19 protein-coding genes are annotated in these 23565 nt (G+C 64.3%); 8 read left to right on the forward strand and 11 right to left on the reverse strand.

Going from position 1 to position 23565, the window contains the following annotated elements; all coding sequences use genetic code 11:
• The first annotated feature begins 5 nt into the window (after window positions 1-5).
• The 3 genes from ACODS5_RS17610 to ACODS5_RS17620 all read left to right on the forward strand — a co-directional run bounded on the left by ACODS5_RS17610 (window position 6) and on the right by ACODS5_RS17620 (window position 3648).
• On the forward strand, window positions 6-581 hold the full coding sequence (locus tag ACODS5_RS17610) for an ANTAR domain-containing response regulator (RefSeq protein WP_489109266.1): 576 nt from the start codon (window positions 6-8) through the stop codon (window positions 579-581).
• A gap of 185 nt (window positions 582-766) precedes the next feature.
• The gene (locus ACODS5_RS17615) at window positions 767-1978 is read left to right on the forward strand and encodes a nitrate/nitrite transporter (RefSeq protein WP_134693848.1); all 1212 of its coding nucleotides are present in this window, start codon (window positions 767-769) and stop codon (window positions 1976-1978) included.
• Window positions 1978-3648 carry a bifunctional protein-serine/threonine kinase/phosphatase gene (locus tag ACODS5_RS17620; protein WP_134693847.1) on the forward strand — a complete coding sequence of 557 codons (1671 nt, stop codon included), beginning with the start codon at window positions 1978-1980 and terminating at the stop codon, window positions 3646-3648. The genes ACODS5_RS17615 and ACODS5_RS17620 overlap by 1 nt, the downstream gene beginning before the upstream one ends.
• 212 nt (window positions 3649-3860) lie before the next feature.
• Here ACODS5_RS17620 and ACODS5_RS17625 read toward each other — a convergent pair whose 3' ends face one another.
• The 8 genes from ACODS5_RS17625 to ppsA form a co-directional block, all read right to left on the reverse strand.
• Window positions 3861-4895, reverse strand: a complete 1035-nt coding sequence (locus tag ACODS5_RS17625) for an OmpA family protein (RefSeq protein ID WP_134693846.1) — start codon at window positions 4893-4895, stop codon at window positions 3861-3863.
• 110 nt (window positions 4896-5005) lie between these two features.
• Complete coding sequence (gene sigX / locus ACODS5_RS17630) at window positions 5006-5572, reverse strand: RNA polymerase sigma factor SigX (protein ID WP_046854750.1); 567 nt, start codon at window positions 5570-5572, stop codon at window positions 5006-5008.
• A gap of 112 nt (window positions 5573-5684) precedes the next feature.
• Window positions 5685-6509 carry a mechanosensitive ion channel family protein gene (locus tag ACODS5_RS17635; RefSeq protein ID WP_134693845.1) on the reverse strand — a complete coding sequence of 275 codons (825 nt, stop codon included), beginning with the start codon at window positions 6507-6509 and terminating at the stop codon, window positions 5685-5687.
• A gap of 2 nt (window positions 6510-6511) precedes the next feature.
• On the reverse strand, window positions 6512-6775 hold the full coding sequence (locus ACODS5_RS17640) for a CrfX protein (RefSeq protein ID WP_134693844.1): 264 nt from the start codon (window positions 6773-6775) through the stop codon (window positions 6512-6514).
• Window positions 6776-6886: 111 nt separating this feature from the next.
• Entirely contained in the window at window positions 6887-7882 is a 996-nt protein-coding gene (locus tag ACODS5_RS17645) for a zinc transporter ZntB (RefSeq protein WP_134693843.1), read from the reverse strand.
• 25 nt (window positions 7883-7907) lie between these two features.
• Window positions 7908-8399 (reverse strand): ribonuclease E activity regulator RraA, encoded by a 492-nt coding sequence (gene rraA, locus ACODS5_RS17650; protein ID WP_023630330.1) that lies wholly within the window; start codon window positions 8397-8399, stop codon window positions 7908-7910.
• A gap of 126 nt (window positions 8400-8525) precedes the next feature.
• Entirely contained in the window at window positions 8526-9518 is a 993-nt protein-coding gene (locus ACODS5_RS17655) for an alpha/beta fold hydrolase (RefSeq protein WP_489109267.1), read from the reverse strand.
• 157 nt (window positions 9519-9675) lie between these two features.
• Window positions 9676-12051, reverse strand: a complete 2376-nt coding sequence (ppsA, locus tag ACODS5_RS17660) for a phosphoenolpyruvate synthase (RefSeq protein WP_489109268.1) — start codon at window positions 12049-12051, stop codon at window positions 9676-9678.
• 177 nt (window positions 12052-12228) lie between these two features.
• On the opposite strand from ppsA, the gene ppsR reads away from it, so the two are divergent.
• Window positions 12229-13047: a posphoenolpyruvate synthetase regulatory kinase/phosphorylase PpsR gene (gene ppsR, locus ACODS5_RS17665; protein WP_028692934.1), complete on the forward strand. Its 819-nt coding sequence runs from the start codon at window positions 12229-12231 to the stop codon at window positions 13045-13047.
• A 203-nt stretch (window positions 13048-13250) separates the two neighbouring features.
• Here the strand turns inward: ppsR and ACODS5_RS17670 are convergent, their stop codons facing one another.
• The 3 genes from ACODS5_RS17670 to ACODS5_RS17680 all read right to left on the reverse strand — a co-directional run bounded on the left by ACODS5_RS17670 (window position 13251) and on the right by ACODS5_RS17680 (window position 19380).
• Window positions 13251-18116, reverse strand: coding sequence for an NAD-glutamate dehydrogenase (locus ACODS5_RS17670; protein WP_134693840.1), 4866 nt, complete (start codon window positions 18114-18116; stop codon window positions 13251-13253).
• Between the two features lie 267 nt (window positions 18117-18383).
• Window positions 18384-19151, reverse strand: coding sequence for a GGDEF domain-containing protein (locus tag ACODS5_RS17675; RefSeq protein WP_489109269.1), 768 nt, complete (start codon window positions 19149-19151; stop codon window positions 18384-18386).
• A gap of 34 nt (window positions 19152-19185) precedes the next feature.
• A complete protein-coding gene (locus tag ACODS5_RS17680; RefSeq protein WP_489109270.1) occupies window positions 19186-19380 on the reverse strand; it encodes a hypothetical protein in 195 nt (64 codons plus the stop codon).
• Window positions 19381-19556: 176 nt separating this feature from the next.
• On the opposite strand from ACODS5_RS17680, the gene ACODS5_RS17685 reads away from it, so the two are divergent.
• From ACODS5_RS17685 to ACODS5_RS17700, 4 genes are all read left to right on the forward strand, one after another.
• Complete coding sequence (locus ACODS5_RS17685; protein ID WP_489109271.1) at window positions 19557-19910, forward strand: hypothetical protein; 354 nt, start codon at window positions 19557-19559, stop codon at window positions 19908-19910.
• A gap of 108 nt (window positions 19911-20018) precedes the next feature.
• Entirely contained in the window at window positions 20019-20729 is a 711-nt protein-coding gene (locus ACODS5_RS17690) for a FadR/GntR family transcriptional regulator (RefSeq protein ID WP_046854743.1), read from the forward strand.
• A 102-nt stretch (window positions 20730-20831) separates the two neighbouring features.
• Entirely contained in the window at window positions 20832-22025 is a 1194-nt protein-coding gene (gene lhgO, locus ACODS5_RS17695; RefSeq protein WP_134693836.1) for an L-2-hydroxyglutarate oxidase, read from the forward strand.
• Window positions 22026-22070: 45 nt separating this feature from the next.
• Window positions 22071-23399 (forward strand): MFS transporter, encoded by a 1329-nt coding sequence (locus tag ACODS5_RS17700; protein ID WP_134693835.1) that lies wholly within the window; start codon window positions 22071-22073, stop codon window positions 23397-23399.
• The last annotated feature ends 166 nt before the right edge of the window (window positions 23400-23565 follow it).

Below are 23565 nucleotides of genomic sequence, written 5' to 3' on the forward strand. Positions count from 1 at the left end.
CGAACATGTTGCGCATCCTGCTGATCGACGACACCGAGAAAAAAGTCGGCCGCCTCAAGGCCGCCCTGAGCGAGGCCGGTTTCGAGGTGATCGAGGCCGGCAACTTGAGCATCGACCTGCCGGCCTGCGTCGAAACGGTGCGCCCGGACGTGGTGCTGATCGATACCGAGTCACCTGGCCGCGATGTGATGGAGCAAGTGGTGCTGGTCAGCCGCGACCGCCCTCGGCCGATCGTGCTGTTCACCGACGAACACGACCCCGGGGTGATGCGCCAGGCGATCGAAGCCGGGGTCAGCGCCTACATCGTCGAGGGCATTCACGCTACGCGCTTGCGGCCGATCCTCGACGTGGCCATGGCACGCTTCGAGGCCGACCAGGCCTTGCGCGCGCAATTGCTGGCCCGCGACCAGCAACTAGCGGAGCGCAAGCGTATCGAGCAAGCAAAAGGGCTGCTGATGAAGCTCAAGGACTGCAACGAAGAGCAGGCCTACACCCTGATGCGCCGCCAGGCCATGAGCCGCCAGCAGAAGCTGATCCAGGTGGCCGAACAAATCATCGCCATGTCGCAGATGCTTGGCTAAAACCCCATTTTTCAACTGTAGGAGCGGCCACCTGCGCCAACACGCTTGGCCCGTCTCTTGCTCAGAGAATGCCCAGGTAGCCAACGGCGGTTGCCAATATACCCCGACAAAGACGTCGCTCGCCCTTCCACGGCCGTGGACCGGGCAGCGGCGTCTTTTCGTTTCCGCGCCCAACGAGGTGTTCGATGAATACAAGCTTCTGGAAATCCGGGCATGTGCCCACCCTGTTCGCCGCCTTTCTGTACTTCGACCTGAGCTTCATGGTCTGGTACCTGCTCGGCCCCCTGGCGGTGCAGATTGCCGCCGACCTGCAACTGACTGCACAACAACGGGGCCTGATGGTGGCCACGCCGATCCTCGCCGGCGCGCTGCTGCGCTTTGCCATGGGCCTGCTGGTCGATCGCCTGTCACCCAAGACCGCGGGGCTGATTGGCCAGGTGGTGGTGATCGCCGCGCTGGCTTGTGCCTGGTGCCTGGGCGTGCACAGCTACGAACAGGCGCTGCTGCTAGGCGTGTTCCTCGGCTTCGCCGGGGCCTCGTTCGCCGTATCCTTGCCTTTGGCCTCGCAGTGGTACCCGCCGCAACACCAGGGCAAGGCCATGGGCATCGCCGGCGCCGGCAACTCCGGCACGGTGTTCGCTGCCCTGCTGGCTCCGGCTCTGGCCGCAGGCTTTGGTTGGAACAACGTGTTCGGTTTCGCCCTGCTGCCGCTGCTGCTGACCCTGGCATTGTTCGCCCTGCTGGCACGCAACGCCCCGCAACGGCCCAGACCCAAGGCCACGGCCGACTACCTGAAGGCCCTTGGCGACCGTGACAGCTGGTGGTTCATGTTCTTCTACAGCGTCACCTTCGGCGGTTTCATCGGCCTGGCCAGCGCCCTGCCGGGCTACTTCAGCGACCAGTACGGCCTGAGCCCGGTCACCGCAGGCTACTATACCGCCGCCTGCGTGTTCGCCGGCAGTCTGATGCGTCCATTGGGCGGAGCCCTGGCTGATCGCTTCGGCGGCATCCGCACCCTGCTGGCGATGTACGGCGTGGCTGCCGTGTGCATCGCCGCCGTCGGCTTCAACCTGCCCAGCGCGGTCGCGGCACTGGCCCTGTTCGTCAGCGCCATGCTCGGCCTGGGCGCCGGCAACGGCGCGGTGTTCCAACTGGTGCCGCAGCGTTTTCGCGAGGAGATCGGCGTGATGACCGGGCTGATCGGCATGGCCGGTGGTATCGGCGGCTTCCTGCTCGCCGCCGGCCTGGGCGCGATCAAGCAACACAGCGGCGACTACCAGCTCGGCCTGTGGCTGTTCGCCAGCCTCGGCCTGCTGGCCTGGTTCGGCCTGCATGGCGTCAAGCAACGCTGGCGCACCACCTGGGGCGCGGCGGCCGTCACCGTGGCGCGGGTCTGATGAGTTTGCGCCTGCGTTTCGCCCAGGCCAGCGCCATCGGGCCGCGCGCGGAGAACCAGGATGCCCTGCGCCTGGTCACCCCCACGCCGGAGCTGGCCGCCAGTAAAGGCTACCTGTGCGCCCTCGCCGACGGCGTCAGCCAGTGCGCCGACGGTGGCCTGGCGGCGCGGGCGAGCTTGCAGGCCCTGGCCCTGGACTACTACGCCACCCCTGCCACCTGGGGCGTGGCCCAGGCCCTCGATCGCCTGCTCAGCGCGCAGAACCGCTGGCTGCGCGCCCAGGGCAACGGCCAGCCACTGTTGACCACGCTTAGCGCCCTGGTGCTGCGTGGGCGGCGCTTCACCCTCGCCCATGTCGGCGATTGCCGGGTCTACCGCTGGCATGCCGGACACCTGCAATGCCTGAGTGAAGACCACGTTTGGGATCAGCCCGGCATGCAGCATGTGCTCAAGCGCGCGCTGGGCCTGGACCAGCACCTGCTGGTCGACTACCTGGACGGCGAGTTGCACGAGGGCGAATGCTACCTGCTGCTCAGCGATGGCGTCTGGGCCAGCGTCGGCGACCAGCGCATCCAGGCGATCCTGCGTGAGCAAGCCGACCTGCAGGACGCTGCCGACACGCTGGTAGCCACCGCCCACCACAGCGGCAGCCAGGACAACGCCAGCGCCCTGCTGGTGCAGGTCGAGCACCTGGGCGCAAGCAACCTCGGCGATACTCTGGCGCAACTCGGGCAGTGGCCGCTGCCAGGACCATTGCGCGAAGGCCAGCAGGTCGATGGCTGGCAAGTACAAGGGCTGCTGACCCAGAGCCGGCAGTCATTGCTCTATCGGGTGCGCGATCAGCAAGGCCAGCCCTGGCTGCTGAAAACCTTGCCCCCAGGCCGTGAACACGAACCTGGAGCCGCCCAGGGCCTGCTGCTGGAAGAGTGGTTCCTGCGCCGCGTTGCCGGCCGCCACTTCCCCGAAGCCCACCCAGCCAGCCAGCGCCAGTACCTGTACTACCTGATGCGTGAATATGCCGGCACGACCCTCGCCGCCCGACTCGAAGCCCATGGCCCGCTGCCCCTGGCTCAGTGGCTGGAAATCGCTCGCCAGCTGCTGCAGGCGGTTGGCGTACTGCACCGACGCAATCTGCTGCACCGCGATATCAAGCCGGAAAACCTGCACCTGGGCGACGATGGCCAGTTGCGCCTGCTGGACTTCGGCCTGGCCTACTGTCCGGGTCTATCCGAGGATCAACCCCACGCCCTGCCTGGCACGCCTTCCTACCTGGCGCCGGAAGCCTTCGACGGCGTGCCGCCGAGCCCGCGCCAGGACCTGTATGCCGTCGGCGTGACGCTCTATCACCTGCTCACCGGTCATTATCCCTATGGCGAGGTAGAGGCCTTCCAGCGCCCGCGCTTCGGCAACCCGGTCAATGCCGGGCGTTATCGTCCCGATCTGCCGGAGTGGTTGCAGCGCAACCTCGAGCAGGCGGTAACCGCCAACCCCGCACTGCGTTTCGAGACCGCCGAGCAATGGTTGCTGCTGCTCGAGCATGGCGACCGCCAGGCCCCCGCCGAGCGGCCACGGCCGCTGCTGGAGCGCGAGCCGGTAAAAGTCTGGCGCACACTGGGTTTGATGTCGCTGCTATTGAATATGGTGCTGTTGCTGATTTTGCTCAAGCATTGAGCGCCTCACACGCCCTTTAGGAGCGGCCTTGTGTCGCGATGGGGCGCGTAACGTCCGCACATTTTCAGCTTCGCCACGAAGATTGCCGGGGCCGCTGTGCGGCCCTTCGCGACACAAGGCCGCTCCTACAAAAAACAGACGTGCGGGCCCGTTAAATCGCAGGCAAAGAAAAACCCGGCCGGGGCCGGGTTTTTCGTGAAGCATCAAACCAATTACTTGGCCTGGGCTTCTACCTGAGCTTCTACGCGACGGTTAACGGCGCGGCCAGCTTCGGTGGCGTTGTCGGCGACCGGACGGGTCTCACCGTAGCCAACCGAGTCAACACGGGTCGATTCGATGCCGTACTGCTGGGTCAGGACTTGCTTGACAGCGTTGGCACGACGCTCGGACAGCTTCTGGTTGTAAGCGTCTGGGCCGACGGAGTCAGTGTGACCTTCCACGGTGGTGGTGGTCTGTGGGTACTGCTTCATGAAGTCAGCCAGGTTCTTGATGTCGCCGTAGCTGTTTGGCTTGACGACCGACTTGTCGAAGTCGAACTTGACGTCCAGCTCAACGCGAACGACTTCGGCAACAGCCGGGCAGCCATCAGCGTCAACGGTAACGTTGGCTGGGGTGTCAGGGCACTTGTCGACGTTGTCGCAGACGCCATCGTTGTCGCTGTCGGAGCAGACTTCGGCAACAGGAGCCGGAGCGACTTCAGCTTGCTTCGGGCTACCGCCGAAGTTCAGGCCGATACCAACGCTCGGGGCCCACTCGGTGTCGCCCTGGTCGATGTTGTACTGAGCTTCGACGCCGGCACGGGCGTAGAACATGTCGGTGATGTACCACTTGGCGCCAGCGCCAACGTTGGCGAAGGTGGACTGGTTACGACCACCACGGCCGGTCTGGCCCAGCGACTGGTGGGAGAAACCAGCCGACACGTACGGACGGATGGCGTCGTACGGGTTGTTGAAGTGGTAAACGGCGTCCAGGGCGGTGTTCGAGCCCTTGATGTTCTTGCCGTCATCGCCACGGGCGTTGTGGACTTCGTCGTAACCCAGACGCAGTTCAACGTCGTCGGTCAGGAAGTAACCGATCGAGCCGCCGAACAGGTTGCCGTCGTTCTTGAAGTCACGCTGGCTGTCGAAGAATTCTTTCTTGTAGAAGCCTTCGACTTCTACAGCGCCAGTGCCTTGTGCCATAGCGCCAATCGAGGTGGCGGCTACGAGCGAACCAATGGCCAGGCCCAAGGTGTTTTTCAATTTCATCCGTTAAATCCCCATCTGGTGATAGTTAAGCGGTCCCACCAAAATCCGGGGGACAACTCGACGGCAAGTCTAGCAGAACTCGCCGGTTGGTTAGAGGTATTTGCAGGCGACTAAGTTTCAGCCACCCCTGCAAATTTCTCTCTAAGCTTGTCGAGCGCACGCTTGTAGCGCATTTTCGTGGCGCTCAGACCCATGTGCATGATGTCGGCGATCTCCTGGAATTCCAGCTCTGCGACAAAACGCAGCACCAGGATTTCCCGGTCGATTGGGTTCACATGCACGAGCCATTTATCCAGCCCGCCTTTCTCCTCCGGCTTCGGTGCCTTGTCCTCGGACGCCTCTTCGACAGGGTCCAGGCTCAGGGCATCCATCAACCGGCGCTTACGGCGCTCCTTGCGGTACTGGGTGATGCATTCGTTGTAGGTGATGCTGTAGAGCCAAGTCTTGAACTTGGACTTGCCCTCGAAGTTCTTCAACCCGTAGAGCACCTTGAGCATGACCTCCTGACAGACATCATCGGCATCCCGGTCGTTCCCCAGGTACCGCGCGCAGACGTTGAACAGCGTGCGCTGGTAGCGCCGCATGAGCTCCTCATAGGCGCGGGTAACGTGAAACAGCTCCTCATGCGAACGCGCCACCAACTCCTCGTCGGTGAGCTCTCGGGGGTCATAGCGCATGGGCGGCGAATGAACTTTATTCAAAACGGATCTGGCCGACAGTCAGGTCAATGTCGCCGCTCGGCCCCGTGGGCCGATTTCGCGGCGGCATACATTAACAGCTTTTGCGCGGTTAGCGGCTATTCACGCGCTGCTCGAGCAGCTCACGGTTAGCCAGCGACACCAATTCGCCCTCGTCGGTCAGCACGGTGGTCTTCACCGTGCCGATCTCCTCGATATGCCCTTCGACCTCGCCAATACGCACCTGCTGGCCCACCTGGAAAAGTTCACGCACGTAGATCCCGGCCAGGATCTGCCCGGCGATTTCACGACTGCCCAGGCCCATCGCCAGGGCAACAGCCAGACCAACGGTAATCAAACCGATGACGATCACGTGGTTCAGCAGGTCGGTCTTGACCTCAAGCTGGCTGATCGCCACCGAGATGCTGATGATGATCACCAGGCCCTGGACGATCCGCCCGACGCCAGCGGCGTATTCCAGGCCGATACCTTCGGCGGCGCCGCGCACCAGGCCGTTGGCCAACTGCGCCAGCAACACGCCGGCCAACAGCACCAGCGCCGCGCCGAACACCTTGGGCAGGTACAGGGCGAGCATGTCGAGGGTCGCCGAGACTCGCTCAAGGCCCAGGGATTCCGCGGCCGAAACCAGGAAGATCAACAGCACGAACCAATAGACGATCTTGCCGATCAGGGTCGAGATCGGCACCTGGATGCCGACCCGGGCGAGCATCTTGGTCAGCCCGGTGCCGCTCATCAGGCGGTCCAGGCCGAACTTGGCCAGCACCTTGGACAGCAGGGTGTCGAGCAGCTTGGCCACGACGAAACCGAGCAGCACCACGACCAGCGCGCCGAACAGGTTGGGGATGAAGTTCGCCACCTTGGTCCAAAGGGCAGTCATGGCGGTGACCAGGCTCTGGGTCCAGAGATCGAGTTCCATATTCAATCGGCCTTATCTGCTTTGCTGCCGGCGGCAGGCATGCGGGTAGAGTTGCGACGCACCGGCGCGACATGCGCCGAGCCATTGTTCACGGCAATCAGCAGCGCCTGGCTCCAACGGCCAAGCAAGCTGAACAGATCGCCCGCGCCGACCTGACGGTTGGCGGTCTTGAGCACGCGACCCAGGCAGGCAGCGTCGTCGCGGTTCTCGCCGGACGGCGACGCCTTGAGCAGGTCGCGCAAGGATTCTTCAAACGGATCGTGCATGGGCACCTCGCGCAATGTCAGTCAAAGACGTGGGCGCCGGGCGATGGGTCACACACTGAAGTGGGACGAATGTTTCAAAATGAGTGCTAAAGAGCCTCGCGGGGGTGCCTTTCATACCCAACGCAACCGCCGGAACAACAGCCACTGCCCCACGGCCAGGCCCAGCACGATCAGGCTGGCGAACAGGAATCCGTAGGGGCTGTCGGAGCCCGGAATTCCGCCAACGTTGATGCCGAGCAGACCGGTGATAAAACTCATGGGCAGGAAGATGCAGGTGATGATACCGAAGCGGTACATGGTCCGGTTCATCCGCTCGCTGCGCCGCCGGTCCTCGCTTTCCAGCACCAGCGCGGCGCGCTCACGAGCCAGCTCGAGTTCTTCAAGGTAGCGGATCAGGCTGTTGTTCAGCTCGTTCCAGTAGTCGCTGTCGGGGTCGGCGAACCAGCTGCACTTGTTACGCGACAGCTGGGCATAGATGTCACGTTGCGGGGCGAGAAAACGACGTAGCCCGGCGGCGCGGCGGCGGATCTGCTGCAGGCTGCCTTGCTCCGGGGTATACCGTTCGTCGGATTCCACCTTCTCTTCCTCTATATCCACCGCTTCCGACAGGTCGCTGACCAGCGCCTGGACCTTCTCGGTGAGCAGTTCACCCATCAGCAGCAGCAATTCGGCAGCCGATTTCGGCCCACGGCCTTCATCGAGCTGCTGGAGAATCTCGTCACTGGCGCGCAGGGGCCGCAGGCGCAGGGAGATGACCCGGCGCGCCTCGGCGAAGATACGCACCGAGACCATGTCTTCTGGCTCGGCGCCCGGATTGAGGTTGACCCCGCGCAAGAACAGCAGCATCTGCTCGTTGGCCATCTGCAACAGGCGCGGGCGGGTGTTCTCCTCAAGCAACAGGTCGCAGGCGAACTCGCTCAAGCCACTGTCATGCAGCAGCCAGGTGCGGGTCTGCGGATGGCTGCGGTCCCAGTGCAGCCACAGGCTCTCCTGGGGCCGCAACTGCAGGTCGTCCAGCTCGGTACGGGCGATCGAACGCGCGCCACCCTTGCCATCGAGCACCAGGGCATGCACCAGGCCCCATTGCGCGTTGTCTTCCTCGAACATCAAAGCTCCATGGATGTGCGGCGAATCACTCGGGCATCTTCAGCGGGCTTGGCGAGACCAGCACGCCGTTGTTGTCGGCGTATACATATTCGCCCGGGCGGAAGGTCACGCCGGCAAAGGTCACCGCGACGTTAAGGTCGCCAATGCCGCGTTTGTCGGTCTTCATCGGGTGGCTGGCCAGGGCCTGGATACCGACATCGGTCTGCGCCAGCACGTCCACGTCACGCACGCAGCCGTAGATCAGCAGGCCTTCCCAGCCATTCTTCGCGGCCTTCTCGGCGAGCATGTCGCCCAGCAGCGCCCGGCGCAGCGAGCCGCCGCCATCGACCACCAGGACCTTGCCCTTGCCATCGAGCTCGACCTGCTCCTTGACCAGGGAGTTGTCTTCGAAGCACTTGATGGTGACGATCTGGCCGCCGAACGAGTCGTGGCCGCCAAAGTTGCTGAACATGGGTTCGAGCACCTGGACCAGGTCCGGATAGGCGTCGCACAGGTCGGGCGTTACGTAATGCTGCATGGGAAACTCCTGTCAGTCACAACGAAAGCGGGTGTGCCAGCAAGGCTACACCGCAGGAGGGCTGGCAGTCATCCGAGACCGGTGGGTCATGGCATTTTTATCGCCCCCCCCCCGATAGGACGCCCCTTAATTCACAGGCACCGGCTCCATCGCCACGGTCGAGGCATGCACCGGCAACAACGGATCACGCAACCAGCGCTCCACCAATGGCCAGACCTGGGCCTGGGCAGCCTTGCTGACCAGCATGTCGACATGACCGAAAGCCTCGAAGCCCTCGTCGCGCCCCAGGCGCAGGAACTGCTTGCTGTCGCCGCCCAACTGGTCGAACAGTTTGCGGCAGGCCCACACCGGGTCCTGAAAGTCCCCGGCGCCAGCCACCGCCAGCACCGGCAACGTCACGTCGGCAAGCCCCGCCCACCAGTCGCGCTCCTGGTCGCCGAAGCGACCGAACAAGCCATTCCAGCGCAGGCTTTCCAAGGCCAGGCCAATCGGCTCGTCCTCGGGGCCGCGCTTGAGCCGCGAACCGGAAATCTGCGCGAAACGCTTGAGCAGCAGACGTGCGCCCCACTCCACCGGCGGTACCTTCAATGGCCAGTACACCCGGCTGACCTGGGTGCCGAAGAAGGCGGCGCTGGCCACCTGCTCGGGCGCCAGGTAGCCGCTGCCCAGGGCCGCCGCCAGGGTGGTGCCACCAAGGGAGTGACCGACCCAGTGCGGCGCCCGCCCGGCCTGTTCCTGGACAAATGCGGCAATCACCGGCAGGTCGTAGCGCGCATAGTCGGCGACACGATTGTGCCGCCACTCGCGGTTGCGCGGCGACAGGCCATGGCCACGCATCTCGGGGATCCATACATCGAACCCGGCGCGGGCCAGGTAGGCGCCCAGGCCGATGCCCTTGGGCGAATACCAGAAGCGCCGGTTGGAAAAACTGCCATGCACAAGAACGACCGGCACGCCCTGGGCGCGGCCCTGGTCGGCCAGCCCCAGGCGGGTGACGGCCAACTCGACGCTCGGGTCTGGGCTGTTGCCGGCCTTGATCCGGTAGACGTCTTCGCTGAGGTCGCCGCGGCGCTCGGCACTGAGCAACGCGACGGGAAATTGGGTGCTGCTGCTTTGCATGGGGTCACGAACTTGTAGGAGATAACAACGTGGGAGCGGGCTTGACCCGCGATGGCATCAGGCCAGGTGACACTAGTGTCAACGCTGACGCCATCGCGGGGCAAGCCCGCTCCCACGATTCGATACAGGGGCGCGGCAGGCGCCCCTGATCAGTACATCAGGCCGCGCCCTGGCCTTCGGCCAGGAAGAACCAGGTCTCGAGCACCGAGTCCGGGTTCAGCGACACGCTTTCGATGCCCTGCTCCATCAGCCACTTGGCCAGGTCGGGGTGGTCCGACGGGCCCTGGCCGCAGATGCCGATGTACTTGCCGGCCTTGTTGCACGCGGCGATGGCGTTGGCCAGCAGCTTCTTCACCGCAGGATTTCGCTCGTCGAACAGGTGGGCGATGATGCCGGAGTCACGGTCCAGGCCCAGGGTGAGCTGGGTCAGGTCGTTGGAGCCGATGGAGAAGCCGTCGAAGTACTCGAGGAACTCTTCGGCCAGGATGGCGTTGGACGGCAGCTCGCACATCATGATCACGCGCAGGCCGTTGTCGCCACGGGCCAGACCGTTCTCGGCGAGCAGGTCGACGACCTGGCTGGCCTCGCCCAGGGTGCGCACGAACGGCACCATGATCTCGACGTTGGTCAGTCCCATCTCGTTGCGCACGCGTTTCAGCGCACGGCACTCGAGCTCGAAGCAGTCACGGAACGACTCGCTGATGTAGCGCGAGGCGCCACGGAAGCCCAGCATCGGGTTTTCTTCTTCCGGCTCGTAGAGCTTGCCGCCGATCAGGTTGGCGTACTCGTTGGACTTGAAGTCCGACAGGCGCACGATGACCTTTTTCGGATAGAAGGCCGCGGCCAGCGTGCTGATGCCCTCGACCAGTTTCTCGACATAGAAACCGACCGGGTCGTTGTAGCCGGCAATGCGCTTGTCGACGCTGTCTTTGAGCTCCGGCGGCAGCCCGGCGTAGTTCAACAGCGCCTTTGGGTGCACGCCGATCATGCGGTTGATGATGAACTCCAGGCGCGCCAGGCCGACACCGGCGTTGGGCAACTGGGCGAAGTCGAAGGCACGGTCCGGGTTGCCGACGTTCATCATGATCTTGAACGGCAACTCCGGCATGGCGTCGACCGAGTTCTGCTTGATATCGAAGCCCAGTTCGCCTTCGAAGATGAAGCCGGTGTCGCCTTCGGCGCAGGAAACGGTGACGCCCTGGCCGTCCTTCAGGACCTGGGTGGCGTTGCCGCAGCCGACCACCGCCGGGATGCCCAGCTCACGGGCGATGATCGCCGCGTGGCAGGTACGCCCGCCACGGTTGGTGACGATGGCGCTGGCGCGCTTCATCACCGGCTCCCAGTCCGGATCGGTCATGTCCGAGACCAGCACATCGCCTGGCTGGACCTTATCCATCTCGGACACGTCGTTGATCACGCGGACCTTGCCGGCGCCGATGCGCTGGCCGATCGCGCGGCCTTCGACCAGCACGGTGCCCTTCTCCTTGAGCAGGTAGCGCTCCATGACATTGGCGCTGGCACGGCTCTTCACGGTCTCGGGACGGGCCTGGACGATGTACAGCTTGCCGTCGTCACCGTCCTTGGCCCACTCGATGTCCATCGGGCGCTGGTAGTGCTGTTCGATGATCATGGCCTGCTTGGCCAGTTCATTGACTTCGTCGTCGCTCAGGCAGAAGCGCGCACGCTCGGCACGGTCGACCTCGACGGTCTTGACCGAACGACCGGCCTTGGCTTCTTCGCCATAGACCATCTTGATCGCCTTGCTGCCCAGGTTGCGGCGCAGGATCGCCGGGCGACCGGCCTGCAAGGTGTTCTTGTGCACGTAGAATTCGTCCGGGTTGACCGCGCCCTGCACCACGGTTTCACCCAGGCCATAGGCACCGGTGATGAACACCACGTCGCGAAAGCCCGACTCGGTGTCCAGGGTGAACATCACGCCCGCGGTACCGGTCTCGGAACGGACCATGCGCTGCACGCCAGCGGACAGGGCGACCAGTTTGTGGTCGAAGCCCTGGTGCACGCGGTAGGAAATGGCCCGGTCGTTGAACAGCGAGGCGAACACTTCCTTGGCCGCGCGGATGACGTTATCGACGCCGCGGATGTTGAGGAAGGTCTCCTGCTGGCCTGCGAAGGAAGCATCCGGCAGGTCTTCGGCGGTGGCCGAGGAGCGCACGGCCACGGCCATGTTGTCATTGCCCTGGGACATTTCGGCGAAGGCGGTTCGGATTTCCGAATCGAGACGCGCCGGGAAATCGGCTTCCATCACCCACTGGCGGATCTGCGCGCCGGTCTTGGCCAGGGCGTTGACATCGTCGACATCCAGCGCGTCGAGCGCCGCATGGATGCGGTCGTTGAGGCCACTTTGCTCGAGAAAATCGCGGTACGCCTGAGCCGTAGTGGCAAAGCCGCCCGGCACCGAGACACCGGCACCGGCAAGATTACTGATCATCTCGCCCAGGGATGCGTTCTTGCCCCCCACATGCTCCACATCATGGACGCCGAGCTTATCGAGGGAAACTACGTACTCTACCAAGGTGATCTCTCCACTAACTGTATTGGAAAAGCTCAAGGGCGCCCGCCTGCCGGAATGACTGGGCCGGACGCTTGTGGCCTGGACCTGGAAAATAAGTGAGAATGCCGAGCAACCACGTTCGGCAAACCGAACCTATCATATCCAGAAATCTTCGGCAGCTTAAGGCCCCAGGTGCAAATGAAACGAACCGCGTTCTTCATCTCCGACGGTACCGGCATCACTGCAGAAACGCTGGGCCAGAGCCTGCTCGCACAATTCGAGAGCATTCCGTTCAATAAATTCACGCGCCCCTACATCGACACGCTGGACAAGGCCCGGGCCATGGTCCAGCAGATCAACGCCGCGGCCGAGCGCGACGGGGTACGCCCGATCATTTTCGACACCATCGTCAACCAGGACATCCGTGAGGTCATGGCCACGTCCAATGGCTTCATGATCGACATCTTTTCCACGTTTTTATCCCCGCTCGAGCAGGAATTGACCGCCCATTCGTCGTATTCCGTGGGCAAATCCCACTCCATCGGCGGCAACTCCAACTACATGGAGCGCATCGAGGCGGTCAACTTCGCCCTCGACAACGACGATGGCGCGCGCACCCACTACTACGACAAGGCCGACCTGATCCTGGTGGGCGTGTCGCGCTGCGGCAAGACCCCGACCTGCCTGTACATGGCCATGCAGTTCGGCATCCGCGCGGCCAACTACCCGCTGACCGAGGACGACATGGAACGCCTGCAATTGCCGGCGGTACTGAAGAAGCACCACAGCAAGCTGTTCGGCCTGACCATCGACCCCGACCGCTTGACCGCCATTCGCCACGAGCGCAAGCCCAACAGCCGCTATTCGAGCTTCGCCCAGTGTGAATTCGAGGTGCGCGAGGTGGAGAACCTGTTCCGTCGGGAGAATATTCCCAACATCAACTCCACGCATTTTTCGGTTGAGGAGATCTCGGCGAAGATCCTGGTGGAGAAAGGCGTGGAACGCAGGTTCAAGTAAGCCTGGCCTGTGGGTACCTGTAGGAGCGGCCTTGTGTCGCGAAAGGGTCGCGAAGCGGCCCCGGCAACATCCCTGTGATGCGCAAATGATGGGGGCGCTTCGCACCCCTTTCGCGACACAAGGCCGCTCCTACAGAGACTGCGCAAGCGCCAAATGAAAAGCCCCGGCATTACTGCCGGGGCTTTTTCATTTCAGCGCGAAGATCAGGACGGCACCACCGTCGCCTGCCCGCTCATCGCCAGGTCGACCAGCTCGCGGTTGGCCACCGCGTACATTGCATAGTCGGTGCCGGTGGCATTGCGCAGGTCGTCGAGCATGGCGCGCCAGCGCTCGACCATCACCCGGTGCTGTTCGCACCACAGCGCCACCCGTGCATCCATGTCTTGCGGCGCATCGGCCATCTGCAACACCGAGATGGTGATCGCCCGCTGCTGCAGGTCGATATCGTCGCGGAACGCCTCGCGAGCCAGGGCCTGCCAGTTGTTCTCCACCGGCAGGTTGCTGATTTCCTGCAGGTACCAGGTCAGGTCCAGCGAGCTGCCCACGGCGAAGAACGCCTTGGCCACCTGCGCCGGGTCGTGGCCGGTGACGTCCGAGGCCTCGATGATCGGCAACAGGGTGTACAGGTGGGTGGTACCGGCGACCATGCGCGCCAGCAGCTCCGGCACACCGGCCTCGACGAAGCCCTGGTAGCGGTCCATCCAGCGTTCGCGGGTCGGGCCTTCGAGCAATTCGTCCAGTTTCAGCCCCAACTGGGCGATTTTTGGCCCGAAGTGGGCGACATCGCGACCAGCGTCCTGCTCGTTTCGGCGGCTGCGCAGGAACCAGCGGGTAGCACGGCGGCCCAGGCGCATCAGCTCGTCCATCAGGGTCAGCTGGATCTCGGCCGGAACCTGGTAATCCAGGGCCTCGATCTGGCGGAACCAGTGCGGCAGGTGGAAGATGTCGCGCACGATCACGTAGGCACCCGCCACGTTGGCCGGGCTCATGCCGGTCGACTCCTTCAGGCGCTGGACGAAGGTGATGCCCATGTTATTGACCAGGTCGTTGGCGATCTGGGTGCTGACGATCTCGCGCTTGAGGCGGTGGCGGCGCATGGAATCGGCGAACTTGCTGACCAGCGACGGCGGGAACGCGGTCTCCATGTCGCGGGTCAGGTAGTCGTCGTCCGGCACCAGCGACTTGAGCAGTTGCTCCTTGAGGTCGATCTTGCTGTAAGAGATCAACACCGACAGCTCGGCGCGGGTCAGGCCCTGGCCTGCGGCCAGGCGCTCGGCCAACTGCTCCTCGGTGGGCAGGAACTCGATGGCGCGGTCGAGCTTGCCGCGGGCCTCGAGGTCGGCCATCAGGCGCTTGTACTCGGCGATCCGCTCGCGGGCGCGGCGGGCCGCCAGCGACAGCGCCTGGGTCTGCTTGTAGTTGTTGCCCAGCACCAGCCCTGCGACTTCGTCGGTCATGCTGCCCAGCAGCTGGTTGCGCTGCTTCTCGGTCATGTCGCCACCCTGCACCACTTCGTTGAGCAGGATCTTGATGTTGACCTCATGGTCGGAACAGTCCACGCCACCGGCATTGTCGATGAAGTCGGTGTTGGTGGCACCGCCATGCAGGCCGAACTCGACGCGGCCGAGCTGGGTCATGCCCAGGTTGCCGCCCTCGCCCACCACCTTGCAGCGCAGTTCGTTGCCGTTGACGCGCAGGGCGTCGTTGGCCTTGTCGCCGACATCGGCATGGCTTTCGCTGCTGGCCTTGACGTAGGTGCCGATACCGCCGTTCCACAGCAGGTCCACCGGCGCTTGCAGCAGGGCATGCAGCAGCTCGGTCGGGGTCAGGCGGTCGGCCTCGATGGCGAAGCGCTCTTTCATCTGCGGGCTGATGGCGATGCTCTTGGCGCTGCGCGGGAAGATCCCGCCGCCTTCGGACATGATGCTGGTGTCGTAGTCGCTCCAGGCCGAACGCGGCAGGTCGAACAGGCGCTTGCGCTCGACGAAGCTGGTGGCTGGGTCCGGGTTCGGGTCGACGAAGATGTGCAGGTGGTTGAACGCGGCCACCAGTTGCAGCTTGTCGGACATCAGCAGACCGTTGCCAAACACGTCGCCGGCCATGTCGCCGACGCCGACCACGGTGATCGGGTCTTCCTGCACGTTGATGCCGCGCTCGCGGAAGTGACGCTGCACGCCGACCCAGGCGCCACGGGCGGTGATGCCCATCTTCTTGTGGTCGTAGCCGGCCGAGCCGCCGGAGGCGAACGCATCGCCCAGCCAGAAGCCGTAGTCGATGGCGATGCCGTTGGCGATGTCGGAGAAGGTCGCGGTGCCCTTGTCCGCCGCGACCACCAGGTAGGGGTCGTCGTCATCGTGACGCACCACGTTGGCCGGCGGCACCACACCGCCGTCCTTGAGGTTGTCGGTGATGTCGAGCAGGCCGCTGATGAAGATGCGGTAGCACGCCACGCCTTCGGCGGCGATCTCGTCGCGGCTGCCGCCCAGTGGCAGGCGGCGCGGCAGGAAACCGCCCTTGGCGCCGACCGGCACGATCACCGAGTTCTTCACCTGCTGGGCCTTGACCAGGCCGAGCACTTCGGTGCGGAAATCTTCTTCGCGGTCCGACCAGCGCAGGCCGCCACGGGCGACATTGCCAAAGCGCAGGTGCACGCCCTCGACCCGTGGCGAATAGACGAAGATCTCGAACTTCGGCACCGGTTTGGGCAGCTCGGGGATCAGCTTGGGGTTGAACTTGAAGCTGAAGTACGACTTGTTCTGACCGTTCGCATCCGGCTGGTAGAAGTTGGTGCGCAAGGTGGCCTTGATCAGGTCCAGGTAGCGGCGCAGGATGCGGTCCTCGTTGAGCACCTGGACGTCGTCCAGGGCAGTCAGGATCGCCTGTTCCAGGCGCTGCTGCTTGTCGTCGAGGTCGTCCTGGGTGAGCTTGCGCGCCAAGTAGAAGCGGGTCTTGAACAACCGGGTCAGCTCGCGGGCGATGTCGGTGTGGTTGTTCAGGGTGCTGGCGATGTAGCCCAGGTCGAAGCCCAGGCGAATCTGCTTGAGGTAGCGGGCATAGGCACGCAGCAGCGCCACGTCGCGCCACGGCAGGCCGGCGGTCAGCACCAGGCGGTTGAAGGCGTCGTTCTCGGCGTCGCCCTTGACGATATGGACGAAGGCGTCCTGGAAGGTGTCGTTGAGCTGCTGGATATCCAGGTTGAGGCCTTCGCTGTAGGTGAAGGCAAAGTCGTGGATCCAGAACTCGCGGCCACTGGCGTGGCGCAACCGATACGGGAACTCGCCGAGCACGCGCAGACCAAGGTTTTCCAGGATCGGCAGCACATCCGACAGCGCCAGCGGCGTGTCGGCGTGGTACAGCTTGCAGTGCAACTGGCGCTCGCCGAGCTGGGTCAGCGGCTGGTAGAAGCTCATGGCCAGCGGCTTGGCCTCGGACAGCCCCAGCACATGTTGCATGTCGACCACCGCCGAATGGGCGGCGAAACGCTCGCGATAACCGGCCGGGAAGCCCTTGGGGAAGTCGGCGAGAATGTTGGTGCCCTGGGCTTCGCCGAAGTTTTCCACCACCAGCGCCGAGAAGTCGTCCTGCCACGAGCGGCAGGCCTGGATCACTTCGTTTTCCAGCTGCTGCGGGTCGATGTCGATGCGGTTTTTCGGGTCGACCCGCAGAATCAGTTGCACACGAGCAAGCACCGACTCGGAGAAGAAAGTCCAGAACTCGCAGTCGGTGGCCTTGAGCCGCTCCATCAGTACCTGCTGGATCTTCTGCCGCACTTCGGTGGAGTAGATCTCGCGCGGCACATAAGCCAGGCAATAGCAGAAGCGGCCGTACGGGTCCTTGCGCAGGAACACGCGGATCTTGTTGCGTTCCTGGATCTGCACGATCGACATGGCGGTGTTGAACAGCTCGTCGACCGGGGTCTGGAACAGGTCGTCGCGCGGCAGCACCTCGAGCACCTGGGCCAGTTCCTTGCCCAGGTGAGCCTTGGCGTCGAAGTGCGAGCGGCGCTCGACCTCGGCGACCTTGCCGCGGATGTAGGGGATGGTGTGCACGCTTTCGCCATACACCGACGAGGTGTACAGGCCCATGAAGCGGCACTCCTTGACCACCTTGCCGTCCTGGTCGATCTGGCGGATCGACACGTAGTCCGGGTAGGCCGGGCGGTGCACGCGGCTCGGCTGCGAGGCCTTGGCGAACGACAGCAGGCGCGGCTCGCGCAGGTAGGCGACGGCGTAGTCCTCGATGCGCAGGTCGTCGGCGCCCAGGCCCGCACGCAGCAAGCGGGCCAGACCTAGGAACGAGCTTTCGTCGTAGACCAGGTGGCCACCGGCGGTGTCGGACTCGACGGTGAACTCCTCGTAGCCGAGGAAGGTGAAATGATTGTCCAGCAGCCACGCCAGGAAGCTCTTCACCTCGGCCTTGTCGTTTTGCGCCGGGCCGAAGGCGTTGTCCTCGACCAGTTCCAGCAGTTCGTGGATCTTGGCCTTCATCGGCTCGAAGTCGGCGACCACGCCGCGCACTTCGGCCAGCACCTGTTCCAGCTCCTTGGCCAGGGTGCTCAGCTCGGCGGCGTTGGAGCAGCGGTCGATCTCCAGGTACATCAGCGATTCATGGCGAATGCCCTCGCCCTGGGTGCCCTTGGGCAGCAGTTCGACCAGCTCGCCCTTGGCCCCGCGGCGCACGCTGAGCACGGTGGTCTGCAGGGTATGGATGCTGTAGCCGCGGCGGTTGAGCTCGGTGCGCACCGAGTCGACCAGAAACGGCAGGTCGTGGTGCAGCACCTCGACCACGGTGTGGGTCGACTGCCAGCCGTGGCGTTCGTAATCGGGGTTGTAGACCCGCACTTGCGGGTGCTGGGGGTCGAAGCGCTCGATGATGCGCCAGGCGGACAGCGTGCAGCCGGCCAGGTCCGACAGCCTGCGCTGAGTAAGTTCGTCCAGAGAGATGATGCCGAAGAACTGCTCGGCGAACAGTGCCACTTGTGGCAGGGACTGCTCGCTGATGTGCTGCGCCAGGGCCGCTTGCAGTTGATGCTGGAAGTCGGCTTTGCTGGCTGCGGTGAAGAACGCCATCTGTGGTACTCCGCTTGGGCTTTGTTATAGGTGAAGCGTCGCGTATGTCCGCCGTGTACGGATCAACGATAGCCAACCCGTAGCAGCCGGACGGTAAACCAGGCGTTGGACGTGGCGACACGTCCATCTGTTCCAGGGATGGGCATCTGCAAAGCCGACAGCCGGATGGCGGTGGCTTTACGGGTGTCCATCGACTGGGCAGCTTAACGACTGAGCGGTCACCACGGCTTGCAGCCCTGCGACATATTCGGACAGAACGTGCACCCCCTATCCGCGAGAACAGGACGATTCGCACAGCGCCCGCTGATAACGCGACTTGCCCTGGGCCTTGGCGCTGAGCATAGCCCGATCGGCACTGGCCAGCAGGCGCCTGGCTTCGCAGCCCTGCCCTGGGCAGGCGGCGATGCCGATGCTGACGCCGATGCGTAACACCGGCAGTTCCTCGGCCAGGGCCAGCCCGGCCACCGCGATCAGCCGCTCGCACAAGGCGTCGACCTGCGTGCCGCTGGCCTGGGTGATCAGCACGAACTCATCGCCGCCCAGGCGCGCCAGCACATCACCAGCCCGCAGCGTGCGCTCCCAGCCCTGGGCCACGGCCCTTAGCACCTGGTCGCCAAGCTCATGACCATGGCCGTCGTTGACCTGCTTGAAGCCATCCAGGTCGAGGTACAGCAGGGTGAACGCATGCCGCCCGGCCAACAGTTGAGCCAGGGCGGCGTCGAAGCCGCGACGGTTGAGCAGCCCGGTCAGCTCGTCGTGCCCCGAGGCATGCTCCAGGCGCGACAGCAGCCTGGAACGCACCTGCATGATGCCCCGCAGACGTACCGCGATGACCACCAGGCACAGCAATAGCGCCAGGCTCAGCACCACCCCAGCGGCAAACCCCAGGTACGAGGCGATACCCAACTGCGCCCGGTGCCACCAGACGAACACCAGCATCGCGGCCATGCCCAGCCAGGCGCAGCAGGAGACTGCCAGCAAGGCGGCGAAACGGTGACGCAGGTGACGGACCAGCTGCTGCTGATGGACTTCCAAGATGACCCCTTCCACGGCGCGGCCGGCGTGGTGTTCAGTGAATGCGTTTGCTGGGCTGGGCCTGGGGCAATGGTGCACGCCCCTGGGCCAGTTCGGCGGCAGCGATCTCGATCACCTCGACGTAGGTCTTGCCGTACCAGCCCATCAGCTCCCTGAGGCTCTCGGTGAATTCGTCGCCATGTGGCTGGGCGTCGCCCGCCGGGCTGGGGTTTGTCTTCCTGTCTGCCACCTTCGCTCCTGATGCGCGGCCCCATGCCGGTATATGCCACCCTAGGGCCCGGTCACGCAGGCGTCCAATCGATAGTTGTGAAGCGCCGATCAGGGCGCTCTATCGACGCGCCGCTGGCCGCACGCCAGACGGCGCGGTAGCATGCGCGGCATTATCCCGAACCCTGGTCGACTGCCATGCAACTGAAAACCGCCCTGCTCTTCGCCACCCCTTGCGACGACGAAGAAGACAACATGGCGACCCTGTGCTGCCACAGCGACAAGGGCCAGATGTTTCTGCTGACCCGCTACCCGGACGAAGACACCGTCGACCTGACCCTGGACGACGAGCCGTCGACGCTGGACGGGCTGAAGGTGACCCTGAGCGCCGAGCGGCTGCTGATCGAGGTGGCGCCGGGGGATCGTGATGCGCTCAAGGGCGACGAGCAACTGGAAATCATCCTGACCAGTGCCGGGACCGACATGGATGAGGTGAAAGAAACCTTGCAGAACATCCTTGCCGGTACCGGGACGTTCGTGGCCACGCTCTGAGCCGAGACATCGCACCCTGTAGGAGCGTGCAAGGCTTCACGACATTGACAGGTCACTATCGAGACAGGCATTGTCTGACAACCTGATCAATAAGTCCCCCGCACGTCCATGCTAGAGCTCCAGCGCCCCGACACCCTCGTTGAACGCGTCGTCAGCGCCATCCGCGCCGAGATCGATGCCGGCCGCCTGGCCGCCGAATCACGCCTGCCCACTGAACAGCAACTGGCTGAACAGCTCAATGTCAGCCGCTCGGTGGTGCGCGAGGCCGTGGCGCAGCTCAAGGCCGACGGCGTGCTGATCGCTCGCCGCGGGCTCGGTTCGTACATCTCGCAGACCCCCAACGGCACGGTGTTCCGCTTCCCCGGCAGCAATGGGCGCAAACCGGACCTGGTGCAGATGTTCGAGATGCGCCTGTGGATCGAGACCCAGGCCGCCGCCATCGCCGCCCGCCGCCGCGACGCCGACGACCTGCAGCGCATGGCCGCGGCCCTGGGCACCATGGAAGACCCACGCAGCGACTTCGCCACCGCCGCGGCCGCCGACGTGGCCTTTCACCGCGCCATCGCCGACGCGGGCAAGAACGACTACTTCGTCGCCTTCCACGATTTCCTCGGCGGCCAGCTGGCCGCCGCGCGCCGTACCGCCTGGGAAAACTCCGCCACCCCGGCGGTAGGCGGTTCGGCTGACGCCCTGCGTGAGCACCGGGCGTTGTACCAGGCCATTGCCGACGGTGACCGCCATGCGGCCGCCGCCTGCGCCGAAGCCCATCTGCGCGCTTCGGCCAAGCGCCTGAAACTCGACCTCCCCGACCTCGACTGACCCAGGAGAACCCTATCGCGACCTGGCGAGGCTTTTACGCGCACTACTTAGTCTGACAACCTGATAAGCAGATTCACCGACAAGAATTCCAAGGTACCCTGCATGACCTACGACTACTGCATCATCGGCGGCGGCATCGTCGGCCTCGCCACCGCGATGGCCCTGCTCACCCGTCGCCCCGGCGCCTCGCTGCTGATCCTGGAAAAGGAAGCCAGCCTCGGCCGCCACCAGACCGGCCACAACAGCGGCGTGATCCATGCCGGTATCTACTACGCCCCCGGCAGCCTCAAGGCCGACCTGTGCAAGCGCGGCGCCCAGGCCACCAAGGACTTCTGCGCCGAGCACGGCATCGCCTTCGAGGTCTGCGGCAAGCTGCTGGTGGCTTCCAACGACCTGGAGGTGCAGCGCATGCAGGCGCTGTACCAGCGCTCGCAGCAGAACGGCCTGAAGGTCGAGCGCCTGGACGCCGCCGCCCTGCGCGAGCGCGAGCCGAACATCGTCGGCAAGGGCGCGTTGTTCCTCGATGCCACCGGCATCGTCGACTACCAGCAGGTATGCGACGCCATGGCCAAGGTGATTCGCCAGGCCGGGGGCGAAGTGCGCCTGTCCACCGCCGTGCGCGCCATCCAGGAACACGCCGATCATGTCGCGGTCAGCGCCGACGGCAACACCTGGCGCGCCCACCAGCTGGTGGCCTGCGCCGGCCTGCAATCCGACCGCCTGGCGCGCCTGGCCGGGGTGAAGATCGACCACCAGATCATCCCCTTCCGCGGCGAGTACTACCGCCTGCCGGCGAGCAAGAACCAGATCGTCAACCACCTCATCTACCCGATCCCCGATCCGGAACTGCCGTTCCTTGGCGTGCACCTGACGCGGATGATCGACGGCAGCGTCACCGTCGGCCCCAACGCGGTGCTCGGCTTTGGCCGGGAGAACTACCGCAAGTTCTCGGTGAACTGGCGCGACGTCGCCGAGTACGCACGCTTCCCCGGCTTCTGGAAAACCATCTGGAACAACCTCGGTTCCGGCACCGCCGAGATGAAGAACTCGCTGTTCAAGCGTGGCTACCTGGAGCAGTGCCGCAAGTACTGCCCATCCCTCGAGGTCTCGGACCTGCTGCCTTATGAAGCCGGCATCCGCGCCCAGGCGGTGATGCGCGACGGCAGCTTGGTGCACGACTTCCTGTTCGCCGAGACCGCACGCATGGTGCATGTGTGCAATGCGCCATCACCTGCCGCCACCTCGGCCATCCCCATCGGCCAGATGATCGCCGAGAAGATCCTCAAGGCCCGCTGATCCATCCGCTGCACCCACAATTACAAAGACAACAAGGAAACTCCCATGTCGGTACACGAGACGGCCCTGGCCGCGAGCGAAACCCCCGAACAGCAACGCAAGCGCCTGCGCAAGGTGGCAGCGGCGACCATCTTCGGCTCGATGCTTGAGTGGTATGACTTCTACCTGTACGCCACCATGGCGGCGATCGTCTTCTCGAAGGTTTTCTTCGACCCGAGCAACCCGGCGGTAGCCTCGTTGCTGGCGTTCTCGACCTTCGCCATCGGCTTCATCGCCCGTCCGTTCGGCGGCGTGCTGTTCGGCTACCTGGGCGACCGCTTCGGGCGCAAGCACGTGCTGGTGATCACCTTCTGCATGATGGGCCTGTGCACCATGCTGATCGGCCTGATCCCCGGCTACGCCACCATTGGCATCTGGGCACCGATCCTGCTGGTGATCATCCGCATCATCCAGGGCCTGGGCGCCGGGGCCGAGCTGTCCGGCGCGGCAGTGACCTCCTACGAGCACGCCAGCGAAGGCAAGCGCGGCAGCCAGGGCGCCTGGCCGGCGCTGGGGCTGAACCTGGGCCTGCTGCTGTCGTCGCTGACGGTGTACCTGCTGACCATGAACGGCAACGAGTTCCTGCTGGCCGGCGGCTGGCGCATCCCGTTCATCGCCAGTATCGCCCTGGTGGCGGTGGGCCTGTGGGTGCGCAAGAGCATCCCGGAGACGCCGGACTTCAAGGAACTGGACAAGGCCGATGACAAACCGCAGGTGTCGCCGCTGAAGCTGCTGTTCAGGAACGACCTCAAGGGCCTGGCCGTGGTGTTCTTCGTGGCGGTGGGCTACAACGCTCTGAGCTACATCTTCAAGACCTTCTCGCTGGCCTATCTGACCCAGTTCAAGGGCGTCGAGGCGCATGTCACCTCGCTGTCGGTGACCCTGGCCAGCCTGGTGGCGATCTTCGCCGTGCCGTTCTTCGGCTGGCTATGCGACAAGTGGAGCAGCAAGACCGTGCTTATGCTCGGTGGCGTGCTGTCGGCGCTGTTCGCCTTCCCGTTCCTGCAACTGCTGTCGACTGGCGAGCCGATGATGATCTACTTGGCCATCGCCGTGGGCACCGGGATCCTGGCGCCGATGATGTTCGCCCCGCAGGGGTCGTTCCTCAGCCGGCAGTTCCCCACGCAGACGCGCTCGTCCGGGTTCGGCACTGGGCGAGAGGTCGGTACCGCGGTGGCTGGCGGCCTGGCGCCGTTGGGCGGGCTGGCGCTGGTGGCAGGTTCCGCGACTCATTCCACCGATGGCGTGGCGATGATCCTGGCGGTGGCTGGGGTGTTGGTGGTGGTGTTTGCGTTCTTTGACCAGGGCTGGCGGCATTCGAAGGCAAAGAACTAAACGAAGCCATGATCCGATCTTGATCTTGATCTTGATCTTGATCTTGATCTTGATCTTGATCTTGATCGGGAAGATGCCCCTCGTAACCCGCTAGCGGTAGCTGCGCCGGTACAGGCGCCACCCCTAACTTCGCGACTTCAGGAGGCCGAACGCAGGCCTTGCGAAG

Source organism: Pseudomonas sp. FG47, assembly GCF_057809115.1.